Raw genomic sequence first — 20,405 nt, 5'->3', positions numbered from 1 at the left:
TCAAATTGTAGAATGGATTCACAATTATTAAAATCCATAGGATTAATCTCAGTAAAGATGGTTCCTCGCAGTGGATTTTGCTTCGCAAAATCTTACGCTCGGAACAAAGTGATGTGTGGGCTTCATCGTCGCAGGCTCCTCTGCCGCCTCACACCCTACTTTTATTCAGCCAACCCTTGTTCTCTACCGATAATATCAGCAATTTCTTGGCACAGGGATTGTAGTTCTTCTTGGTTAGGCCCTTCAGCCATGACACGGATGAGTGGTTCTGTCCCGGATGCACGTACTAAAACGCGACCTTCATCACCAAGTTCTCCTTCAGCTGTTACGATAGCAGCTTTGATGAGGTCATTATCTTCCCAGCCAGTTTTTGTAGCTACACGAACATTTACAAGAACTTGTGGGTATTTTGTCATAATGCCGGCCAACTCAGAAAGAGGTTGCTTTTTCTCCTTCATAAGAGCCGCCACTTGAACAGCTGTTAACATGCCGTCACCAGTGGTGTTGTGATCTAAAAAGATTACGTGACCAGATTGTTCACCACCAACGGAAAGATTATGTTCACGCATATATTCCAATACATATCGATCACCAACAGCAGTAGAAACCGTTTTCATACCAAGTTCTTCTGCTGCTTTATGGAATCCGATATTACTCATAACGGTACCAACTATGGTATCACCTTTAAGTTTGCCTTCTTCTTTTAACTTAAGGGCGCATAGCAACATGATTTGATCACCATCGAGGACTTGACCTTTTTCATCAACCAATAAACAGCGGTCAGCATCGCCATCATTAGCAATACCAAGGTCTGCATTATGTTGTTGTACGGCTACTTGTAAGCCTTCAATATGTGTGGAACCACAATGATGATTAATATTCAAGCCATCTGGATTCACATTAATATTGATGACTTTAGCCCCTAGTCCAGACAAAATTTCCGGACCTACACTGGACGCTGCGCCATTAGCGCCATCATAAACGATAGTCAACCCTTCAAGGGACGTATCGATTGTGTGACGTACAAAATGAGCATATAAATGAGCCAAGTTACTATTGAACTCAATTTTACCAATACCATCACCGGTAGGACGCGCCAATTCATTATCTGCGCTTTGACGAACATATTTTTCCAATTCATCTTCCACTTCATCAGGTAATTTATAGCCATTACCATCAAAGAATTTAATGCCATTATCTGGATATGGATTGTGAGATGCAGAAATAACAGCACCCGCATCAAAACCTTGTTGCCGTACAAGGTAAGCCACTGCTGGTGTTGGGATAACGCCTGCAATTACTACATTACCACCAACAGAGCAAATGCCCGCCGCTAATGCACTTTCAAGCATAGAACCAGAAATTCGCGTATCGCGACCAATCAAGAACGTAGGGTGATTCTTTGCCTTACCAAAATGTGTTCCTGCCGCACGACCTAAATGATAGGCTAATTCCGGCGTTAAAAACTCATTAACAACACCACGTACACCATCTGTACCAAATAAACGAGCCATAATTATCCTCCTCTAAGGATTTGTGAAAGTTTCACAAGTCTATATATCTACCGTGTGTATCTTTTCAATAATTACTGTTGTGTATTATATCATAATATAGAAAGCATACCTACTATAAAGTCACATCTATATTACATAAATAGTATGAATCTATACTGTAATTCAATCCATCAGTATAATTCCCCACTAATTAGGTTTTGCATATTTTGCCATACATAAAATAGCCGTTTCCGCACCATCAAGGGCAGCACTCATAATTCCCCCTGCATAGCCAGCCCCCTCACCCATAGGATAGAAACCTCCTACAGTAGGAGAAATGCGTTCTTCATTGCGTCCCATACGAAGCGGTGCAGAAGTACGCGTTTCAACACCTGTCATGCATACCGCAGGATTATCAAACCCTCGGATACGACGGCCCCAGTATGGCAAGGCCCGCTCTAATACGGATGTAACGAATGATGGCAAGCAATCATGTAAATCGCAATTTACAACACCTGGCTCGTAGCTATATATACTATTTTGTACGCTAGGTGCTTGTGAAAGTCCTAAAAACTGTCCTACAGTTTGTGCAGGCGCATGGAAGTTAGAACCGCCCAACTCATAGGCCTTGCGTTCCCATTCTCGTTGAAATGCGACGCCATCTAAAGGATGAGTACCAAAGTCATCTGGACCTACGTTGACTACGATAGCACTATTAGCAACACCGCTATCCCGAGCGTATAAACTCATGCCATTTACGACAACGCCACCATCTTCAGAGGCAGATGCTACTACTTGACCTCCTGGGCACATACAGAAGCTATATGCAGTACGACCTGATTCTTTATCGTGGTATACGAGAGAATATTCCGCTGCACCAAGGCCCAAACTAGATGGATCTACACCATATTGAGACTCATCAATTACAGCCTGATCATGCTCAATACGAACACCGATAGCAAATGGTTTTGTCGTCATTTCCACATTGCGTTTATAAAGCATTTCATATGTGTCACGTGCACTATGGCCTACACCAGACAAAACAACAGTCGTATCAATACGCTCACTACCATTAACTTCAACGCCTACGATACGGTCATTTTCAATAAATAAATCCGTTACCTTAGAACCAAAGCGGACTTCACCGCCCCATTCGATGATGCGCTCACGCATAGCTTTTACCATGGTACGCAATTTATCAGTACCTACATGAGGTTTATGTTTATATAAGATTTCTTCAGGCGCGCCAAACTCTACAAAGTATTTAGATATTTCATGTAATCGCGGATGGGTAATGCGAGTTGTCAACTTACCATCGGAAAAAGTTCCTGCGCCGCCTTCCCCAAATTGTACGTTGGACTCAGGCTTAAATATGCCCTTTTTCCAAAATGTCTCTACATCATGACTACGTGTATCTACATCTTGACCGCGTTCAAGCACGATTGGGCGATAGCCTTCACGAGCTAAGTAAAAGGCTGCCAGCATCCCCGCAGGGCCAAAGCCCATAACAACAGGACGATGCGCTAATGGTACAGCCCCCAAAACGATAGGTTCTGGATCTTCTGCAGCAAATACAGATACATCCTTTTCTTTACCAAGCTTTTTCATGACTTGAGCTTCATTATGAACCTCAATGAATAGGGTATATACAAAAACAATGTTTGGCTTCTTACGGGCATCTACGGCACGTCGAACAACATGAATCGTTTCGATAGCACCACGCAACGGGGGATATTTCTTTTCTACAATACTTTTGATATCCGACTTAACCGTAACAGCCACGCGGAGATTTATTATTCTAATCATAGGTTTCCTATTAAAGCCTCCCTTTTAGGTGAGCCTACTTCTTTAATCTTTGACCAAAATTCTTTACCACTTGACCAGTAAGAAAGTAGTCATACATCTTTATTATACAACACTACTATAAAAGCTAATATATAAATCATAAAAAGGCCCTAATAGAGAAATATTCACTCTATTAGGGTCTTTGTCGCAAGATTTCAAAGCCTCACAAAAAACTTATCATCCATTAAGTACCTTCTTTTGTATTTCTACTTTCACCCGTACCGTTGTGGTATTGCTATTAACTCCATTCGGTAATACTAAATTATAGTTACCCTGTACAGTTTCAGTAGCACCCGATACATCGATAGGTTCCGTTTGTATTTCTGTAACGGAATCAATCATTTCTTCACGACCTGTAACTGTTAATTGCGTTGGTGTAGCAGACGTGGATTTAACTTCATAACCTTCTGCTACTGTACCAACAGTCGGAACAGTAATAGGAACCGCCTTTTCTTTACGTAATAAGTTGAGTTCGTATTGTGCTTGGCCTTGGTTTGGATTAATATGTACATCCAGTACATTACCTGCCGTATCCCAAGCTTCTAAAGTACTAACAGCGCTAAAATTCTTCGTTTGACCAGCCACATTGACTTTCATCACAACCTTGCTCACTGCATTAACTTGTTGCTTACGACCAGAAACAGTTACCTCTTTCGGCACAATCGTTACCGATTTCAAAGCAATATCATCAGAGAACTTGCCGATTGGAACTATTTCAACAGGAATGGTTTTCTCTGCATATTCATCAACATTGATGATGATATTATCTGGTTTAACCTCCACAAGATTCATCCCTGCCGGAGGCGTAAAATTAATAGTTACATTATTTTGACCTGGTTTTACACCAGATGCATCAATATAAGCCCGTAAATTATCTGATTTCATAGACATAATGGTATCACGTGGACCAGCCAGAACAACACGGACCACATCTGGTGCATCTTCTATGATATAGCCAGAATTGAGATTTTGAACCTGAACAGGTATTGTATAGGTTACTTCCATCACAGGGTTCTGATCGCGCATAATAAAGAACCACATGACGATAGCCGCTAGCAAGGATAATAATTTAGCAGGCCAATTGCGTTTCAAATGAATCATCATTTATTTGCCCTCCATTTCCACATACTAGTAATGGTTTGACGAGGGCGTTCCATAAAGGTGCGCAATGCCTCTTTAATTTGATCCTCTGGTAAATGGCGATAAATATGACCCCCATATGTATAAGAGATGGTCCCTGTTTCCTCACTGACAACGACTACGACAGCGTCTGTTTGCTCAGATAAGCCAATAGCTGCACGGTGACGTGTACCTAGTTCAGTACTCAATGTGCGGTCCTCAGTCAACGGCAACAAGCAGCCCGCTGCACGGATTCGCCCATCACGAATAATCAAGGCCCCATCATGAAGCGGTGTACTAGGAACAAAGATATTTTTAATCAACTCGCGACTCAATACAGCATCGATAAGAATACCAGTATCTACAAAGTCATTGAGACCTACTTCACGTTCAAAAACGATAAGTGCCCCAGTATGTTCGCGAGACATAACGCGAGCCGCAGCCATCACTTCATTAATAGCCATATCCATTTCTTCTTCGTTTACATTTTGTGCCTTGCTGAAAATTCGGCCACGCCCCAATTGTTCTAGAGCACGACGCAATTCAGGTTGGAATACAACGGGTAACGCAAAGAGAAGAACGGTCATACTTTGTTGCAAAATCCAGTTGATAACGTATAGATTTAACAGATGACTCAATAAATTAAAAATCGCCAACATAACGAGACCTTTTAAAAGAGAAACGGCCCGTGTATCTTTAAGCAATTTATATAAATAGTAAATACCAATAGCAACGATTATGATATCAACAATATCAAGAAGCCTAAAGGTATGTATAAGTGCGTCAATATGCATAAAAATAGCTCCTTATACAAAATAATAAGGTACAATCAATTCTTTGACTGTACCTTATATTTTAACTCATTTTGAGAGTACTGTAAATTTATAAACAAACGCTGAATGAGATTTTTATTAGATGTTTTGTGTTTCAATCCAAACATCCATTTGGCCCCCACAAACCATGCCTTCTTTAACAGCTACGTCATCATCGAGATGAACATCGATACGACGGTGAGCTTCTTTTTTATTCAAAGAGTCCACCGCACTTAGGCGGATTTCATTTTCCGCACGTCCGCCGCCGATAGTACCAAAAATAGATCCATCAGGAAATACAACCATAGATGTACCAGCTTTACGAGGTGTGGATCCACAGGTATATAAAATAGTGGCTACTGCTAAGGTTTCGTTTTTACGTTCACTAAGGTATTCAATAAACTCACGATTCATGGATCACTCTACCTTTCCGCAATGAGCCGCCTTTTTTTCCACGCACCACTGCCAAATATTCACTAACGATAGATAATGCAATTTCCTCAGGCGTTTGAGCTCCTAAATCTAGCCCAATAGGCGCATATACCATATCTAACTCATCTTGAGTCCATCCCTGCTCACGCAACACTTCAAAAGCGTGATGGATGCGTTTTTGGCTGCCCATAACGCCCATATAGGTAGGCAAGTACCCTCGTAATTGTTCTAAGCATATATTATCGTACTCATGAGCACGTGTCACAATGATAAAACCAGTATATTCATCAAGAGGTAAATCGTTCTTGAAGTTTTCTAAAGGTAAGCATTTACGTATGACACGTTCATCAAAGAATTCAGGAACTACATATTCTGGACGGTCATCTACGACTGTAACACGACATCCAATAAACAGCAGCAAATCTGTAATCGCTCGGCTAACATGACCTGCGCCTAATACGAGAACTGACGGATCATTTTCTACAGGTTGTACGAAACACTCCATTTCGCCTACCATGCATAGAGAATTTAGCTTTGCTTTATCTACAGTAAACCCTTCAATAGGAGTTCCGTATAGAACCCTTCCATCTTCAGCATAAATAGTCTTATCCCCTTGACGAGGACCGGATAGAACAGTAACCATCACAGTAGTTTCAGTAACCTGTAGACGATCTTTCATCACATCATAAATTGTTTCCATCTAGATTCCTTTCATAATCCCAAGCGGTAACAGCCTCTAATACACCTCCACCGACAGCAAGGGATTTATCTGAAATACTATAGCAATGAGACTCTTCACAACGAGCATCCACATCAGCCAACTTAAAATGATCTGATACGATGAGCCCACTTTTTAAAATGCCTCGTAGAATACCTGTAATTTTCGCTCTTACTGGTTCTTCATCAACATAACCAATTACTTCATTAGCTTGTACAGAATCCCCAATATGACGTTTTGCTGTAAATAGTCCAGCCTTTGGAGAATGAATAACGCGCTCATGAGTGTAGCCACCTACATTTCCAGGGATACCTGTATTAGGTTGAGCTGGTCCATCATAGATACAGCGACCTAATGAATGACCACGCATCGTTTCAATGACTACATCTACATCTTCTCCAGCAATAAATCCAGGGCCCACACCGATAACTAGATCTGCATCATCCCGTTTTGTACCAAGATTCTTTTTACTCAAAATAGCATCGACTACAATCTCTGGTTTTAAAGTGTCCAATAATTCCTCATATGAGCTAGTGACAACGGGGATGATTTCCTGTGCCAATGTATCCTTCACTTCACTAAGAGACACATGACGAGCAACAAAACGTTCCAAAATCATTTCTCCACGATGAACCGCATTACCGTAACATACTTCGCGGCGAATCATGATAGGAATCGCTATTTCACTAATTACAACGGGATAGCCCGCCCGTCTCAATCTATATACAGCGCCGGAAGCAATGTCTCCGCCTCCACGCATAAGTACCAATGGTTTCATAATGCCTCACTTTCACGATGTTTCAAACGCTCAAAATCATCGGGTGTATCGATATCGTCGCCAATATCATCACTAATCCATAATTTCACGACATGGGCTTTACCATCACCATGAATAATGGTCTTACCCCCTTGATCCCCTTGAATCTGTTGTAAATAATCAAACCAATGAGAACCAAAGAGAACGGGATTTCCCGAGTGATAATTTGCCCCATAATGTGGAACGACGATAGTTTTCGGATGAAAGTTTTCATTAAACGCACGAATGACCTCGTGTACAACAGCACTCGTCAGAAGTGGTTGATCTCCTACTGAACAGAGAATACCGTCTAGCGGTATGGATAACGTATTCATCAAATGACGTACTCCCATCGCTATGGATACGCCTTGCCCTAGTTCAGGATGGTCATTTCGAATGGCTTCAAAACCATAGTTTGTGACAATTGGTTCTAATTTCTCATGATCATCACCAGTAACTGCCACAAAAGGTAGCTTACAGGACATAGTAGAAGCTACCTGTCCACCCCATCCACCTTGAAGAGCCCCACAGACCGCATCTAGAACAGTCTTACCACGCCAGGGCAAGAGCTGCTTATTACATCCCATGCGCTTGGATTGCCCTCCCACAAGGAGGACAATGCCAATATGCAAAGGATGACGGTCTATGGGGTCTCTCATGGGACTAAAAGCGGTGTTACAATTTGCTTTCATAATAGTCATGAGTACCTACCGACATTGAATAATGCGACGGATTTCACAACTTGCTTTATATCCATCAGCCAAAATGATAGCCGTAATATCACTATCAACAATATGATCAATAAAATCATCGATAATGCGATGTTGCACTGTTTCATAACCAGTACAGAATAATATTTTCTTACCTCTACTGTATTGGAATAAACCTTGCCTATGTAAAACAAGATCAGCCAACATACGAGGAGTTACAATAGCCCCCATATCGCGTTTTACAATATCTTGAACAAGCTCGATATTATGTACGTGCTCATCATCTAATGGGGCCCCTAGCATTTGTAGATTCACGAGGCCAATCGTAGTCTTTGTAAGAGATGGAATGACAGGTTCGGTCGTCTTAGGTGCCTTGAGCCATTTTTCCTTCGCCCCATCTGCTTCTACAACAATTTGCCAATTGGGATGTAACTTGGATAAACCATCGATAAGATCACAATCTAAGGAGTCTACTTTTGTTCCTGTAATTCCAGCGAACCACGCACCACAATAGCCATGTAAAAGTCGGTCAGTACAATACTCATCAGCTTCATTAATATTATGAGTATAAATCGGTTCATAATGAGCCACCTGAGACTCATAAAGTCGAGTCGTAGTCGTAACTACGATGGGCTGACCTTTCAGCCGTCCATATTCTACTAGTTTTGAAAGCACAGTCGTTTTACCGCCTGCCCCAACAAGGGCAACGATTCCCGGCTGAATCAATCGATTCCAATAGGATGTTTGTGATGTCATAGAACCAGGCCTCCTTAGAAAGTAAAAGGAACTAGAAATCTCTATACTTTATATTTCTCGTCCATAGCCATAAATACCTTCTCAGGTGTCATAGGTAATGTACGAATATCCGCACCAACTGCATTTTTAATGGCATGTTGAATAGCAGGGCACCCCGTATTGATGACAACCTCACCAATAGATTTTGCTCCGAAACCACCTGTAGGCTCGTAAGATTCTACAAAGTCTGTATGTAATTCACCAATATCCTGACGGGTTGGGATTTTATAAGTCATAAGATTGTTTGTTTCCAAGCGACCATTGCTTGAATAGCGTACATCTTCATATAAAGCCATGCCGATAGCTTGTACCACACCACCCTCAACTTGAACACGAGCCAATTTAGGATTGATAACAGTACCACAATCAACACAAGAGTAGAAATGAAGAGGAATAACCTTACCTGTTTGTTTATCTACCTTCACCTCAGCAATAGATGCCATAAATGGAGGTGGGGACGTATGACTGCCCCATGTAGCAAAACCAGACAATTGCTCCGCATTAACACCAACTAATAATTTTGGTGCCAATTGATGGATATCCATTGTTTTAGCACCATCTTTTGTGGTAGCTACAACGCCGTCAAAGTCAACGTTTTCAACGTCAGTTTCAAAGAATTGAGCGAATTTAGCAATAATCTTAGTGCGCAATTCTTCTGCCGCCATCTTAGCAGCAGTACCTGTTACATAGGTTGTACTAGATGCGTAAGACCCTGGATCGAATGGTACGATATCTGTATCTGATTCAATAACAGTCATATATTCCATAGGACAGCCGATTACTTCACAGGCCATTTGAGTCAATACGGTATTAGACCCCATGCCCATATCAGAAGACCCAGTATACAATGTATAATTACCATCGTCACCAAGGCGAATTTCAACGGATGCCACATCGATATTTGCGACACCAGAGCCTTGTAATGCTAAAGCCATGCCAAGTCCACCGCGGTAGCGCTCATCGATATCCCAAGAATGAGGGCGTTCATCCCAACGAGCCATTTCTTTTACGCGATTTACAGTATCTTGAAAAAGACCAGAATCAAGATATTCATCTGGAGCATATACTAAGCTTTGTTCACCTTCCGCTATTAAGTTCTTCTGACGTAATTCAGCTGGATCAATCCCCATCTTATCAGCTAACTGGTTTACTGCACATTCTAATGGCCACAATGCTTCTGTTGCACCATACCCACGGAAAGCACCACCAGGAGTTTGGTTAGTATACACACCCTCTGTACCATAATGAACAGCAGTCGCTTTGTTGTACAAAGGTACAGATTTATGTTCGCCAGCCGTTGTAGTAGTGAAGCAATGAGTTGCATGTGCACCAGCGGCTGTGATGGAGTCCATATCAATAACTTTAATAATGCCATCTTTTGTAGCACCTACACGGATTTTCCATTCACGAGCATGACGTGTAGTAGAGCAAGTTTGTGCTTCTGTACGATCGTATAAGAGATAACAAGGTTTTTTCAATGTCCACGCTACAAAGGCCGTCATAATTTCTGTACAAGCCGTTTGTTTAGAGCCGAAACCGCCGCCGATACGAGGTTTAATAACACGGACTTTTGTGGCCGGAATACCGAGTGCACGAGCGATGTGACGGCGTACATGGAATACGATTTGTGTAGAGGATACGATAACTACACGACCTAGCGCATCTATATATCCAAAGCTTTGGAATGGTTCCATCGCTGTTTGGCGTGTGGCCTGGTCAAAGTATGTACCTTCTGCCACGTAATCACATTTAGCAAGTTCTGCTTCCACATCTCCTACCCGTTTGTGATAGGATACGCAAATATTGCGTTTGTAATCTTGTCCTACAGGGATATTATTGTGAATATCATCTTCAGGATGTACTATAGTTTCATGGTCGATAGCAGTATGCATATCAAGTACAGGTTTCTGTACTTCGTATTCAACCTTGATAAGCGGCATTGCTTTAAGCGCTGTAGCCTCATCTTTTGCTACGATAAGAGCTACTTCGTCTCCAACATAGCGAACTACAGGGTCCAAGATGAGTGCATCATAAGCGGATGGCTCTGGATATGTTTGACCTGCTAATGTGAATCGCGTATTAGGCACATCTTCATAAGTAAAAATAGCTTCTACGCCAGGAATCAATTTGGCTTTAGATGTATCAATAGATTTGATGCGCGCCTGAGCATGAGGGCTACGAAGAGCCTTAATAACGAGCGCATCTTTGGGAACAAAATCGCCAGTATAAGACGGTTTACCAGACAAAATACCTTTGGAGTCAACTTTGTCATAGGATTTTCCAATATGCTTATTCATCATTATAGGCCTCCTTCTAAGAATTTACGAACTCCTCGAAGTTGTGATTCATAACCAGTACAGCGACATAAGTTACCTATGAGGTATTCGCGAATCTCATCATCGCTAGCCTTTGGATTTTTGCGTTTCAAATTAATAGCACTCATCATCATGCCAGTTGTACAAAAGCCACACTGATCTGCGCCTTCACTTGCGATACAAGCCGCTAATAATTCAGCTTCCTCTTGTAAGCCTTCTAATGTAGTAATTTTATGTCCTGGCGCACGAAATGTAGGGTATGCACAGGACAAAATAATTTCGTCATCCACCCATACAGTGCAAAGGCCACAGTTTGTAGTATCACAGCCACAGCGGACACTGTAATAGCCAAGATTACGCAATGTGTCTAGCAACATCTCATCAGTTGGCACATTAACAGTTACATTTTTGTTATTAATATTAAGTACGAGTTCCATTATTGTGCCACCTCCTTAGCTAAGCGTTGAACCATTGCTTTTACCATTTCCATGCGATATTCTTTAGACGCATGAGAGTTAGATTGATACACTAGTTCTTCGGATGCCAATTGACCTGCCTCTTTTGCGGCAGATAATCCTTTTTCTGAAAGCAAGGCACTTGCTTTAACAGCTAATTGAGGTACACCAGGTCTTGTACCGATATACAATTCAACGCCTTTTTCATCATGACGAAGAGCACCTGTCAATAACGGGAAATCACCACGAGAAATGCGAAGGGCTTCAACAGCTACAGCTACATCTACTTTAGGGATGCGAATTTCCACGAGAATATCACGTTCTCTATAAGTCATATAATCTTGCATGGACATACGACCGCCTTTGAAGGTAACGATGTCTGCATGCACTGCCAATAGCGCGGGGATGATATCAGAGAAGCCAAACTTACTTGCTACAGAACCGCCCATGGTAGCAGTATTCCTAAATTGAACGCCAAGAATCTCCTTAACGCCTTTAACTACGGCACCGCCGCAGAATTGTTGTAAAGGCTCAAAGCGTTCCACATCTCCTTGTGTCGCCATAGCGCCAATAACAAACTCCTTATCTTCTTCACGAACATAACGCAAATCAAGACTCGCCATATCAATCACTGATGGCCAAGTTCGTCGTCCTAGACGCAGCCAACAGCCGCCTGCTAGCATAGGAGCAGTTTTGTTCTTTGTGGCTAATTCATAAGCCTCTTCCACCGTCTTCGGTTGTAATACTTTCATAAATGCTAACATAATCTGTCCTCTCAATGGTATACTAATACTAACAGAATTACGGTGCTAACTATAAAAATACAGTTCTCACCAAACTACAAACTTAACAAAAAACTATAGAATCTCGTGCATTTCTTATACTTTTATTTTACCAATTATTTACCACTAAATCTACGATGAAAGATATAAATTTACAGGAAATTTGCAAAGAATTACATATTTATGAATTTGGAATTGCCTCATGGCCACTACCTGAACAGGCCAAAACTATTTTATTTGAAAGCAACCCATGCCCCTTTACTACGGCAGATGTGGAAGCAAGACTACTAGGAACGACTCAGTTTATGCCCAAAAGTGCCATCGTTTGTCTATTCCCGTACCATGTACAACACAAAGGCCATGCCAATCTATCGCGCTATACATGGTCAACAGATTATCACCTGGTCATTAATGAATATTTAGAACGTCTTATTGAAAGATTACAAATAATTGATGACTCGGCTCAGTTCTCTATTCATTGCGACACCTCTCCTTTAGCAGATCGGTACATGGCCTACTTAGCAGGTCTCGGCTTTTACGGAAAGAACAACTGTTTTATCAGCCCTAAATGGGGTTCTTATGTCGTTATTGGTACGATTTTAACAACACTAGAACTCAAACCAAATACCCCTCTTGAGCAGTCCTGTATAGGATGCAATCGTTGTATTACAGCATGCTTAGGCCAATGTTTGGGCCATGACGAATTTAAATTCGCGACTTGTAAAAGCTACTTAACTCAGAAAAAAGGAGAACTTACCGATGAAGAGGAACAGATTCTCGCTAAAACACCACTCGTATTTGGTTGTGATGTGTGCCAAGAGGTGTGTCCTCATAACAAAGATATTCCAACTACGCCCATCCCAGAATTCCAACAGATAGAACCGTATATCAATATAAACGAACTAGAAACACTAACGAACAAAGAATTCAAAGCAAAATACGGTCATCGAGCCTTCTCGTGGCGAGGTAAAAAAATACTAATGAGAAATCAAGAGATTATAGATAGAAAAAATAAACTATAATATTCAATAAAGCATAATAATTAACAAATACGCTTATAATAATTATTATTAAACAAACTAACAAAATTTGATAAAGCATTAGCAACATAATCTACAAATCTTTAAAATCAAAAAGAGACGGCCCAAATGAACTATACCTTCAAAATTGTGTGCAAATTTTGGGGTACAGTTCAAGAAGTCGTCTCTTTTAATAGTTATTTAATTTCGTAATAGTTCAACTCATCCAAGCTCTTACCAAGAGCAGGGATATATAATTCAATAAACATATCTACCTCAGGCATATTTAGAGTTTTCAACTTAGCTAAGATAGAGTCATGTGCCTCTTTAAACTCATCATTTCCTGCCTTGAGCTCTTTGACGCATTTCATATAGGCTGAAATTGTATCGGCAGCCTTAACAATAGGCCATTCTGGACTAGCCTCTGCATCAACAAGTATAGGCTTATAAACAGATTGTAACCGGTCTGGCAAGGTTGATAGCATTTTTTCTTGCGCCAAAGTTTCAACCTCACCATACAGTTCACGCAACTTTGGATCAAAATACTTGATTGGTGTCGGCATATCTCCTGTAAAGATTTCACTCACCTCATGATACATGGCTATGACAGCTACCTTATTAATATCTACATTTCCACCGAAGTATTCATTTTTTATAGCTCCCAAATTGTGGGCTACCATGGCCACTTCAAGGCTATGTTCTTGAATATTTTCTATTTCCGTATTTCGCATGAGGCTCCATCGATTGATAAAGCGCATGCGTTTTAAAAATGCAAAAAATGAACTCATATATCCCCCATTGCACAATAGGTCCTTAAATTACCCCACGGAGTTTAAAGCCATAATCAAGGAATTGCACCGCTTCATCCCAACGGTTATCATCGTTTAACATGACTACAATCATAGTATGACCCTTACGTGTGGCAGACGCAATCAAACATTCTCCTGCTGCATTTGTAAAACCTGTTTTCAAGCCATTTGCACCAGGATATTTGTTGCGAATGAAGTGGTTTGTAGTACGAATTGTTTCTGGTGCGCGGTTTTGGTACGGCACCTTGTAGTAATCATTGGCAACCTTGTCACGGAACATTTGGTATTTCATACCGTACGCGGCAATCATCGCTAAATCACGAGCCGTAGAATGGTGACCCTTTTGTGTTAATCCATGAGGATTCAAGAACACACTATTCTTTGCCCCCGCTTTTGCAGCAATGCGAGTCATATCTTTAGCAAATTTATCCACAGAACCACTTACATTTTCGGCTACTACAATGGCCGCATCATTACCACTAGCAACCATCATACCTTCAAGAACACCTTCCAATGTAATCTGATCGCCTACGCGAACCCCAAGGTTTGATTCTTCCATGCTCGTTGCATAGCTACTTATAGTAGCTAATTCATCAAGCTGTGTGCCCTTTAATTCTAAGGCAGTTAACAAGGTGACCATTTTTGTAGTACTAGCTGGATGCATCCACTTATCTGGGTTCTTTGCAAATAAAATTTCTTTTGTATCTGCATCAATTAGGACTACGGCCTCACCAACAGTAGAAGGAGGTGTAATGTATGCAGCTTGAGCAACACTAGCACCTATAAATATGATTCCTATAAAAGTTATGGCCAATACCAATTTCTTATAAAACATATGAATATTCGTCGTTAAAAGTGTCATCACTCTCGTTCTACCTTCCAGTATCTTAACTTTCAAGACTATCATCTAGTGCTACATTTGTAGTAGTTGCTTTCTTTTTTGTCCCTTTAATTTCACCTGTCGATGTATCTACATTTTGAATATATACTACACGTTGAGGATATGGAATATCGATACCATATTTATCAAAGGCATCTTTTACATCAGACATGATGCTATATTGAACATCGAGAAAATCATTCGACTTAACACGAGCATAAGCAGCAATTCGTACAGAATTATCTCCAAATTCAGAAATACCTATTTCCATATTCTTCGGATTAAGGACACGTTTATCTGCTGCAAAAATATTTTTTAAGATTTTTATTGCCTCATGATGATCATTATTATAACCAATGTCAAACGTAAATGGGATAACCCGTTCTGTAGTATAAACAATATTAGTTACAGCTTGGGATGTAAGAAGAGAGTTAGGAATGTATACATTCTTTTGATCTTTTGTAGTAATAACTGTATACATAAATTGGATTGATTTAACACTGCCGACTACATCACCCACCTGAATAACGTGACCCGCTCTAAAAGGTTTGAAGATAAGAATCAATAAACCAGATGCTAAGTTAGAAAGGTTATTCTGTAAGGCGAGACCAATACCTAAACCAAAAGCACCAAAAGCAGCTATAAAGGATGTTGTAGGAATACCGATTTGGTTTAAGCAAATCAATACTAACCCTACTAGCAAGGCATAATTAATAATTTGAGTGATAAAGCTCATCGCTGCTGAGTCATAGGAAGCTTTTGTCATAATGCGAACGGCAAAAGCTTTTACCCATTTAATAGCATATCGCCCTATCCAAAATAAAATTAGTGCTAATAAAATATTTCCAGCTTGTGCAAAAAACCAGTCCCTTATTTGAATTAATATATTAGCGTCTTTAAAAAGAAATTCAGAAACAGCACTTAAGAAATTAGCCATAGTAACCATCCATAATATAAATCTAAACAATCACAAATATCTATCACAACATAATAGCAATATAATAACGGTAAATATATATGCTATAATTTTACATATGCATTTGCAATACGATAATAAAGATATTATATCTTTATATTCCATATATAACAATCATAAAACTAGGGAGACTTACATGTTCAAAAATCTATACGAAGCACCCCAAGAGCTCGCTACTGGAGGCTATGTAACTAGAGAGTTACACTCCGTTACGGTACACTTTGACGATATCCACTATTCTCTTTCGAGCGGACAATTAAATGGTGGCTATCACCATACGCTAGCGGTACGCAACCAACAGCTAACATATCAAATCGAAACAGAAAAAGATTTACCCGGTGGCTCTGTAGCCGATTATTTGGCTCAAGAATTTGAACATATTGATACTCCTGTTCATTTTAGTACAGCACTTCTCACGTCTGCCACAATGCATCTACACGCCTATGCCAAAGTTGAAGAACATGATACTATTGTGGAAACTATCGTGACTGCAGGCTATGAAAAAACGGCACATCGCGCAGGTACAGGCTATTGTTACGAAGAGCGGGATGGAGACTTCATAGTGCCAGGCACAATCAATATCCTCGTATTTACAAATAAAGCTTTAACAGATAGCGCTATGGTAAAAGCTGTTATGACAATTACCGAAGCAAAAACCGCAGCCCTTCAAGATTGGAATGTTGAAAGCGTACGCCTCCATCCGTTTATTAATGAAGATATTCCTGATGCAATTACAAAAGAACGAAAAACATCTGCCACAGGTACCTCTACAGATGGTATCATTCTCACCATTGATACAAATGGAGATATCTTAACAGATGCTGGTTCCTTTTCACTATTTGGAGACACCTTAGCCAAGGCCGTCTATGTAGGCGTACAAAGAGCACTAGAAAATGCTATCGGCGCTGAATAATCCTATTTTGTAATATACAAAAATATCTAGAATAATACCCCAAAAATTATCATTCAATACCCCACTCATATATGAAAAATATAATACAAATGAAAAACCGCACATCCTAGGCGATCGGAATGTGCGGTTTATTGCATATAAAACTGTTACATATAGTATAATTTTTGAAAATGAATATCAAATTAAAATTTGAAATATTTTCTCAAATTTTTCAAATTAATTATTAGATTCAAAGAATTATTATGTTTCATATGTTCCATGAGTATTATGTGCCTTTAATATTCATGGAAGAATTGTTGTAACTTTTTAAGATTTTTAGTTTTTGTAAGCCCTAGCATCAATAGAATACGAGCTTTTTGTGGACTTAAAGTATCACATACGAGATAGTTTGCCAGTGCATCTTGTGGCACTGCAGATACCATGCCACTACCAGTACGAGAAGCACGTACCGTTGGAAATTTTGCATTCTGTGTAATCTGACGTACATTTTGTGGAATTGTACCATGACCAAGCCCTGTTAAGATCAAACCGTCAGGATTTGTAGCAACTACACTCATAGGCACCATATCATCCATACCACCGTAGCAAGTCATTATAACTACACGAGGCAACTCAGATAATTTACTCACATCAAATACAGAGTCTTGCGTATGGCGTCGAGTAGACGCTTTATAATAGTGGGCAATACCATCTTGTACAATACCAAGATGTCCCACTAATGGACTATCAAAAGTCGCTACATTAGTAGTGTTGCATTTAGATACATCCCTTGCCCCATCAATGTAGCCATTTAATACGACTACCACACCTTTACCTACAGACGATGGCGTCCTCGCTACTTGGATTGCTTGCAATAAATTAATTGGCCCGTCTGCACTAATAGCACCTGCAGGTCTCATAGATCCAGTAATAACAATTGGCTTGTCTGTATGAACTGTCAGATTCAGAAAATATGCTGTCTCCTCCATGCTATCTGTGCCATGAGTAATGACAACACCACCGATATCATCTCGGTTAACCAATTTTTGCACCAACTTAGAAAGTTCTAACCAGTGATTTACGGTAATATCGGAGCTTTCAATATTACTAAACTGAGCATATGTATAAGGACCATACGGTTTTGTGCCAGGTACAGAGGCTAAAATTTCGTCAAGGCCTAACACCCCTGCCGTATAACCTGTTAAATCCGTATTTGAAGTACCTTTTCCAGCAATAGTTCCTCCAGTACCAATCAAAGCGATTTTTGTCTCCATATTGCCTCCACTATAAATCAAGATTTTCACCCTATCAATTAAAGGTTTGGGTCAAATGACGGCATCAACTCTAATTTATGCTTATTAATTCGATTCAGATAATCGATTCGCTCTTTTGTTGCTTGATCTTCAATTTTCCCAGTTCTAATATAATGATCCAATATAGCATAGGTAAATCCTAATTTATCCTCATCGGACTGACCGCTGAGACCATCACTTGGCACCTTATCAACTAGGTGCAATGGAATATCAAGAAGTTTTCCTATTTGACGAACTTCTTCTACTACGAGTTGTGCGAGAGGGCTAAAATCACCTGCACTATCTCCGTATTTTGTAGAGTATCCTACGTAGTCTTCAGATCCATTACAAGTATTTGCTACACGAGCACCATTTGGTAAATTTTGTCCTATTGCATAGAGAGTTGCCATCCGGAGACGAGGCGGGGTATTAATGGCAGCATCTTTAGATAAATCGGCTCTCCCCGTTACAGCATCATACCCCTTAGCCTGAACGATAGCATGAGTTAGCGCCTCATAGGCAGCACCAATATTGACCGTCATGTGCGGAATTCCTAAATGATTTACCACTGTCTGAGCATCATCAATATCCGATTGCACTCCATTTGGCATAAGAACACCAACTACGCGATCTGCACCGAGAGCTTCTTTGCAAAGAGCTGCCACGATAGTCGAGTCCTTACCACCTGAAATACCAACTACAGCACTACAGTTAGGACCATTTTTACCAAAATAATCTCGAATCCATTGAATGAGGGCATCCTTTGTAGCTTGTGGATTTTCTAACATAGGCCCTCCTACTTTTTCCGATAAATACGGTTCAATAAATCCATCTTCAATTGATAGTAGCTAGGACTCATATCAAGGTAGTGACGATGTGGATTTTCAAAGCGTTGCTCTTCAGGCCAAATTTCATTAGCTAATTGATCTTGCACATATGCTCGAATTTCCTCTAGGGTCGGTAAGTTCACAACTAATTTACCATCCTTGATAATAAGCTGCTTCATCTCTTTAAAAGTACAATTTTCAAAATATAATTCACGCCAAGGTTGCTCAGGATCGATATAACGATATGGTTCCTCTGTATCAGGTACCTCTCTCAACAATGTTAATAGATCTGCAATCGCACGACCTTTATCATTATAAACACGATATACCTTTTTAAGACCTGGATTAGTAATTTTTTCTACACTTTCAGAAATCTTGATACGAGGTTCCCACATACCATCTTTCTCGATGCTAGCAATTTTATATACCGCACCAAATACGGGGTCACTCTTAGAGGTAATGAGGCGTTCCCCTACACCAAAAATATCAATAGGGCCACCTTGTATGAGCAAAGATGTGATTGTATACTCATCTAGACTATTAGATGCCATGATTTTACAATCTTCTAAGCCTGCATCATCTAGCATGCGCCGCGCTTTTTTCGCCAAATACGCAAGGTCACCAGAATCTAGGCGAATTCCTTTTAAGCGTTTCCCCATTGGCTCTAATACATCCTTTGCTACCTTAATAGCATTGGGCACGCCAGAGTTTAACACATCATAAGTATCAACTAGGAATACTGCATTATCTGGATACACTTCGGCATAGGCTTTAAAAGCATCGTATTCAGAACCATAGTACATAACCCAGCTATGTGCCATGGTCCCGCTGACAGGAATGCCAAATTGTTGCCCTGCTAAAACGGTTGCAGTGGACTGAACACCACCAATGTAAGCGGCTCTTGCACCATATACAGCAGCGTCTACATTATGTGCACGACGAGCACCAAAGTCAGCCACAATACGCCCATCCGCAGCGCGAACAATGCGATTAGCTTTTGTGGCGATAAGGGATTGATGGTTCATCATAGTAAGCACTGCAGTTTCTATGATTTGTGCATCTATGAGAGGCGCCACAATTGTAATTACAGGTTCATTAGGATAGATGATAGAACCTTCTGGGAAGGCATATACATCACCAGTGAAAGAGAAATCTTTTAAATAAGCTAAAAATTCTTCACTAAAAATACCCTGACTCCGTAAATAAGAGATATCACTTTCATCAAAGTGTAAATTTAAAATGTACTCAACGATTTGTTCGAGACCACCAAAAATAGCAAAACCGCCCTTGTCTGGATTACGTCTAAAAAAAACATCAAATGCGACGCGATCCACATTTTTTAATTTTGTAAAGTAGCCATGTGCCATAGTCATCTCATAAAAATCCATAAGCATGCTAATATTGCGGCTTTCATGTTGCATTAGTTCACCAACCTTCT

At 40.3% G+C, this 20,405-nt stretch carries 20 protein-coding genes; 2 read left to right on the top strand and 18 right to left on the bottom strand.

What is annotated here, in order from left to right; all coding sequences use genetic code 11:
• Nucleotides 1–161 precede the first annotated feature (161 nt).
• The 12 genes from glmM to ACGHIY_RS01505 all read right to left on the bottom strand — a co-directional run bounded on the left by glmM (nt 162) and on the right by ACGHIY_RS01505 (nt 12,254).
• Nucleotides 162–1,514, bottom strand: coding sequence for a phosphoglucosamine mutase (glmM, locus tag ACGHIY_RS01560; RefSeq protein ID WP_390525607.1), 1,353 nt, complete (start codon nt 1,512–1,514; stop codon nt 162–164).
• 186 nt (nt 1,515–1,700) lie between these two features.
• Complete coding sequence (locus tag ACGHIY_RS01555; protein ID WP_390525606.1) at nt 1,701–3,299, bottom strand: NAD(P)/FAD-dependent oxidoreductase; 1,599 nt, start codon at nt 3,297–3,299, stop codon at nt 1,701–1,703.
• A 216-nt stretch (nt 3,300–3,515) separates the two neighbouring features.
• Nucleotides 3,516–4,442, bottom strand: coding sequence for a YbbR-like domain-containing protein (locus ACGHIY_RS01550; protein WP_004693876.1), 927 nt, complete (start codon nt 4,440–4,442; stop codon nt 3,516–3,518).
• A complete protein-coding gene (cdaA, locus tag ACGHIY_RS01545; RefSeq protein WP_105086940.1) occupies nt 4,439–5,251 on the bottom strand; it encodes a diadenylate cyclase CdaA in 813 nt (270 codons plus the stop codon). The genes ACGHIY_RS01550 and cdaA overlap by 4 nt, the downstream gene beginning before the upstream one ends.
• 117 nt (nt 5,252–5,368) lie before the next feature.
• Nucleotides 5,369–5,683: an XdhC family protein gene (locus tag ACGHIY_RS01540; RefSeq protein ID WP_004693881.1), complete on the bottom strand. Its 315-nt coding sequence runs from the start codon at nt 5,681–5,683 to the stop codon at nt 5,369–5,371.
• Nucleotides 5,673–6,401, bottom strand: a complete 729-nt coding sequence (locus ACGHIY_RS01535) for an XdhC family protein (protein WP_008602931.1) — start codon at nt 6,399–6,401, stop codon at nt 5,673–5,675. The genes ACGHIY_RS01540 and ACGHIY_RS01535 overlap by 11 nt, the downstream gene beginning before the upstream one ends.
• Nucleotides 6,385–7,197, bottom strand: a complete 813-nt coding sequence (yqeB, locus tag ACGHIY_RS01530; RefSeq protein WP_390525605.1) for a selenium-dependent molybdenum cofactor biosynthesis protein YqeB — start codon at nt 7,195–7,197, stop codon at nt 6,385–6,387. Before yqeB ends, ACGHIY_RS01535 begins: the two co-directional genes overlap by 17 nt.
• Nucleotides 7,194–7,916 carry an NTP transferase domain-containing protein gene (locus ACGHIY_RS01525; protein ID WP_008602934.1) on the bottom strand — a complete coding sequence of 241 codons (723 nt, stop codon included), beginning with the start codon at nt 7,914–7,916 and terminating at the stop codon, nt 7,194–7,196. The genes yqeB and ACGHIY_RS01525 overlap by 4 nt, the downstream gene beginning before the upstream one ends.
• Nucleotides 7,917–7,922: 6 nt before the next feature.
• On the bottom strand, nt 7,923–8,681 hold the full coding sequence (gene yqeC / locus ACGHIY_RS01520) for a selenium cofactor biosynthesis protein YqeC (protein WP_008602936.1): 759 nt from the start codon (nt 8,679–8,681) through the stop codon (nt 7,923–7,925).
• A 41-nt stretch (nt 8,682–8,722) separates the two neighbouring features.
• A complete protein-coding gene (locus tag ACGHIY_RS01515) occupies nt 8,723–11,020 on the bottom strand; it encodes a xanthine dehydrogenase family protein molybdopterin-binding subunit (RefSeq protein ID WP_288565613.1) in 2,298 nt (765 codons plus the stop codon).
• Nucleotides 11,020–11,472, bottom strand: coding sequence for a (2Fe-2S)-binding protein (locus ACGHIY_RS01510; RefSeq protein ID WP_004693892.1), 453 nt, complete (start codon nt 11,470–11,472; stop codon nt 11,020–11,022). Before ACGHIY_RS01510 ends, ACGHIY_RS01515 begins: the two co-directional genes overlap by 1 nt.
• Nucleotides 11,472–12,254 carry a xanthine dehydrogenase family protein subunit M gene (locus tag ACGHIY_RS01505; protein ID WP_008602942.1) on the bottom strand — a complete coding sequence of 261 codons (783 nt, stop codon included), beginning with the start codon at nt 12,252–12,254 and terminating at the stop codon, nt 11,472–11,474. The genes ACGHIY_RS01510 and ACGHIY_RS01505 overlap by 1 nt, the downstream gene beginning before the upstream one ends.
• Before the next feature lie 155 nt (nt 12,255–12,409).
• Between ACGHIY_RS01505 and ACGHIY_RS01500 the strand changes: the two genes are divergently transcribed.
• The gene (locus tag ACGHIY_RS01500) at nt 12,410–13,294 is read left to right on the top strand and encodes a QueG-associated DUF1730 domain-containing protein (protein WP_187002517.1); all 885 of its coding nucleotides are present in this window, start codon (nt 12,410–12,412) and stop codon (nt 13,292–13,294) included.
• Nucleotides 13,295–13,488: 194 nt separating this feature from the next.
• On the opposite strand, the gene yfbR is transcribed toward ACGHIY_RS01500, so the two are convergent.
• From yfbR to ACGHIY_RS01485, 3 genes are read right to left on the bottom strand one after another with little or no spacing between them, the layout of a single operon-like run.
• Nucleotides 13,489–14,079, bottom strand: coding sequence for a 5'-deoxynucleotidase (gene yfbR, locus ACGHIY_RS01495; protein ID WP_039965374.1), 591 nt, complete (start codon nt 14,077–14,079; stop codon nt 13,489–13,491).
• A gap of 25 nt (nt 14,080–14,104) precedes the next feature.
• Entirely contained in the window at nt 14,105–14,962 is an 858-nt protein-coding gene (locus tag ACGHIY_RS01490) for a D-alanyl-D-alanine carboxypeptidase family protein (protein WP_050760780.1), read from the bottom strand.
• Nucleotides 14,963–14,987: 25 nt separating this feature from the next.
• Nucleotides 14,988–15,917 carry a mechanosensitive ion channel family protein gene (locus ACGHIY_RS01485; protein ID WP_008602951.1) on the bottom strand — a complete coding sequence of 310 codons (930 nt, stop codon included), beginning with the start codon at nt 15,915–15,917 and terminating at the stop codon, nt 14,988–14,990.
• 175 nt (nt 15,918–16,092) lie between these two features.
• Here ACGHIY_RS01485 and ACGHIY_RS01480 point away from each other — a divergent pair, with 175 nt between their 5' ends.
• The gene (locus ACGHIY_RS01480) at nt 16,093–16,869 is read left to right on the top strand and encodes an adenosylcobinamide amidohydrolase (RefSeq protein WP_004697710.1); all 777 of its coding nucleotides are present in this window, start codon (nt 16,093–16,095) and stop codon (nt 16,867–16,869) included.
• Between the two features lie 275 nt (nt 16,870–17,144).
• On the opposite strand, the gene ACGHIY_RS01475 is transcribed toward ACGHIY_RS01480, so the two are convergent.
• The 3 genes from ACGHIY_RS01475 to ACGHIY_RS01465 are packed head-to-tail and all read right to left on the bottom strand — an operon-like array spanning nt 17,145 to nt 20,388.
• Nucleotides 17,145–18,122 carry an asparaginase gene (locus ACGHIY_RS01475; RefSeq protein WP_039965375.1) on the bottom strand — a complete coding sequence of 326 codons (978 nt, stop codon included), beginning with the start codon at nt 18,120–18,122 and terminating at the stop codon, nt 17,145–17,147.
• A 38-nt stretch (nt 18,123–18,160) separates the two neighbouring features.
• The gene (nadE, locus tag ACGHIY_RS01470; protein WP_008602956.1) at nt 18,161–18,928 is read right to left on the bottom strand and encodes an NAD(+) synthase; all 768 of its coding nucleotides are present in this window, start codon (nt 18,926–18,928) and stop codon (nt 18,161–18,163) included.
• Nucleotides 18,929–18,936: 8 nt separating this feature from the next.
• Entirely contained in the window at nt 18,937–20,388 is a 1,452-nt protein-coding gene (locus ACGHIY_RS01465) for a nicotinate phosphoribosyltransferase (protein ID WP_008602957.1), read from the bottom strand.
• Between the last annotated feature and the right edge of the window lie 17 nt (nt 20,389–20,405).

The sequence above is a fragment of the Veillonella parvula genome, from assembly GCF_042850485.1.
GTDB classification, from domain to species: domain Bacteria; phylum Bacillota; class Negativicutes; order Veillonellales; family Veillonellaceae; genus Veillonella; species Veillonella parvula_Q.
Note: the sequence above shows the minus strand (reverse complement) of the source record. Positions and strands in the feature narration are given on the sequence as shown.

Excerpts from the sequence above, each read along its gene's own strand:
- glmM (WP_390525607.1), bottom strand. The coding sequence starts at position 1,514 with ATGGCTCGTTTATTTGGTACAGATGGTGTACGTGGTGTTGTTAATGAG.
- ACGHIY_RS01555 (WP_390525606.1), bottom strand. The coding sequence starts at position 3,299 with ATGATTAGAATAATAAATCTCCGCGTGGCTGTTACGGTTAAGTCGGAT.
- ACGHIY_RS01550 (WP_004693876.1), bottom strand. The coding sequence starts at position 4,442 with ATGATGATTCATTTGAAACGCAATTGGCCTGCTAAATTATTATCCTTG.
- cdaA (WP_105086940.1), bottom strand. The coding sequence starts at position 5,251 with ATGCATATTGACGCACTTATACATACCTTTAGGCTTCTTGATATTGTT.
- ACGHIY_RS01540 (WP_004693881.1), bottom strand. The coding sequence starts at position 5,683 with ATGAATCGTGAGTTTATTGAATACCTTAGTGAACGTAAAAACGAAACC.
- ACGHIY_RS01535 (WP_008602931.1), bottom strand. The coding sequence starts at position 6,401 with ATGGAAACAATTTATGATGTGATGAAAGATCGTCTACAGGTTACTGAA.
- yqeB (WP_390525605.1), bottom strand. The coding sequence starts at position 7,197 with ATGAAACCATTGGTACTTATGCGTGGAGGCGGAGACATTGCTTCCGGC.
- ACGHIY_RS01525 (WP_008602934.1), bottom strand. The coding sequence starts at position 7,916 with ATGACTATTATGAAAGCAAATTGTAACACCGCTTTTAGTCCCATGAGA.
- yqeC (WP_008602936.1), bottom strand. The coding sequence starts at position 8,681 with ATGACATCACAAACATCCTATTGGAATCGATTGATTCAGCCGGGAATC.
- ACGHIY_RS01515 (WP_288565613.1), bottom strand. The coding sequence starts at position 11,020 with ATGATGAATAAGCATATTGGAAAATCCTATGACAAAGTTGACTCCAAA.
- ACGHIY_RS01510 (WP_004693892.1), bottom strand. The coding sequence starts at position 11,472 with ATGGAACTCGTACTTAATATTAATAACAAAAATGTAACTGTTAATGTG.
- ACGHIY_RS01505 (WP_008602942.1), bottom strand. The coding sequence starts at position 12,254 with ATGTTAGCATTTATGAAAGTATTACAACCGAAGACGGTGGAAGAGGCT.
- ACGHIY_RS01500 (WP_187002517.1), top strand. The coding sequence starts at position 12,410 with ATGAAAGATATAAATTTACAGGAAATTTGCAAAGAATTACATATTTAT.
- yfbR (WP_039965374.1), bottom strand. The coding sequence starts at position 14,079 with ATGAGTTCATTTTTTGCATTTTTAAAACGCATGCGCTTTATCAATCGA.
- ACGHIY_RS01490 (WP_050760780.1), bottom strand. The coding sequence starts at position 14,962 with ATGACACTTTTAACGACGAATATTCATATGTTTTATAAGAAATTGGTA.
- ACGHIY_RS01485 (WP_008602951.1), bottom strand. The coding sequence starts at position 15,917 with ATGGCTAATTTCTTAAGTGCTGTTTCTGAATTTCTTTTTAAAGACGCT.
- ACGHIY_RS01480 (WP_004697710.1), top strand. The coding sequence starts at position 16,093 with ATGTTCAAAAATCTATACGAAGCACCCCAAGAGCTCGCTACTGGAGGC.
- ACGHIY_RS01475 (WP_039965375.1), bottom strand. The coding sequence starts at position 18,122 with ATGGAGACAAAAATCGCTTTGATTGGTACTGGAGGAACTATTGCTGGA.
- nadE (WP_008602956.1), bottom strand. The coding sequence starts at position 18,928 with ATGTTAGAAAATCCACAAGCTACAAAGGATGCCCTCATTCAATGGATT.
- ACGHIY_RS01465 (WP_008602957.1), bottom strand. The coding sequence starts at position 20,388 with ATGCAACATGAAAGCCGCAATATTAGCATGCTTATGGATTTTTATGAG.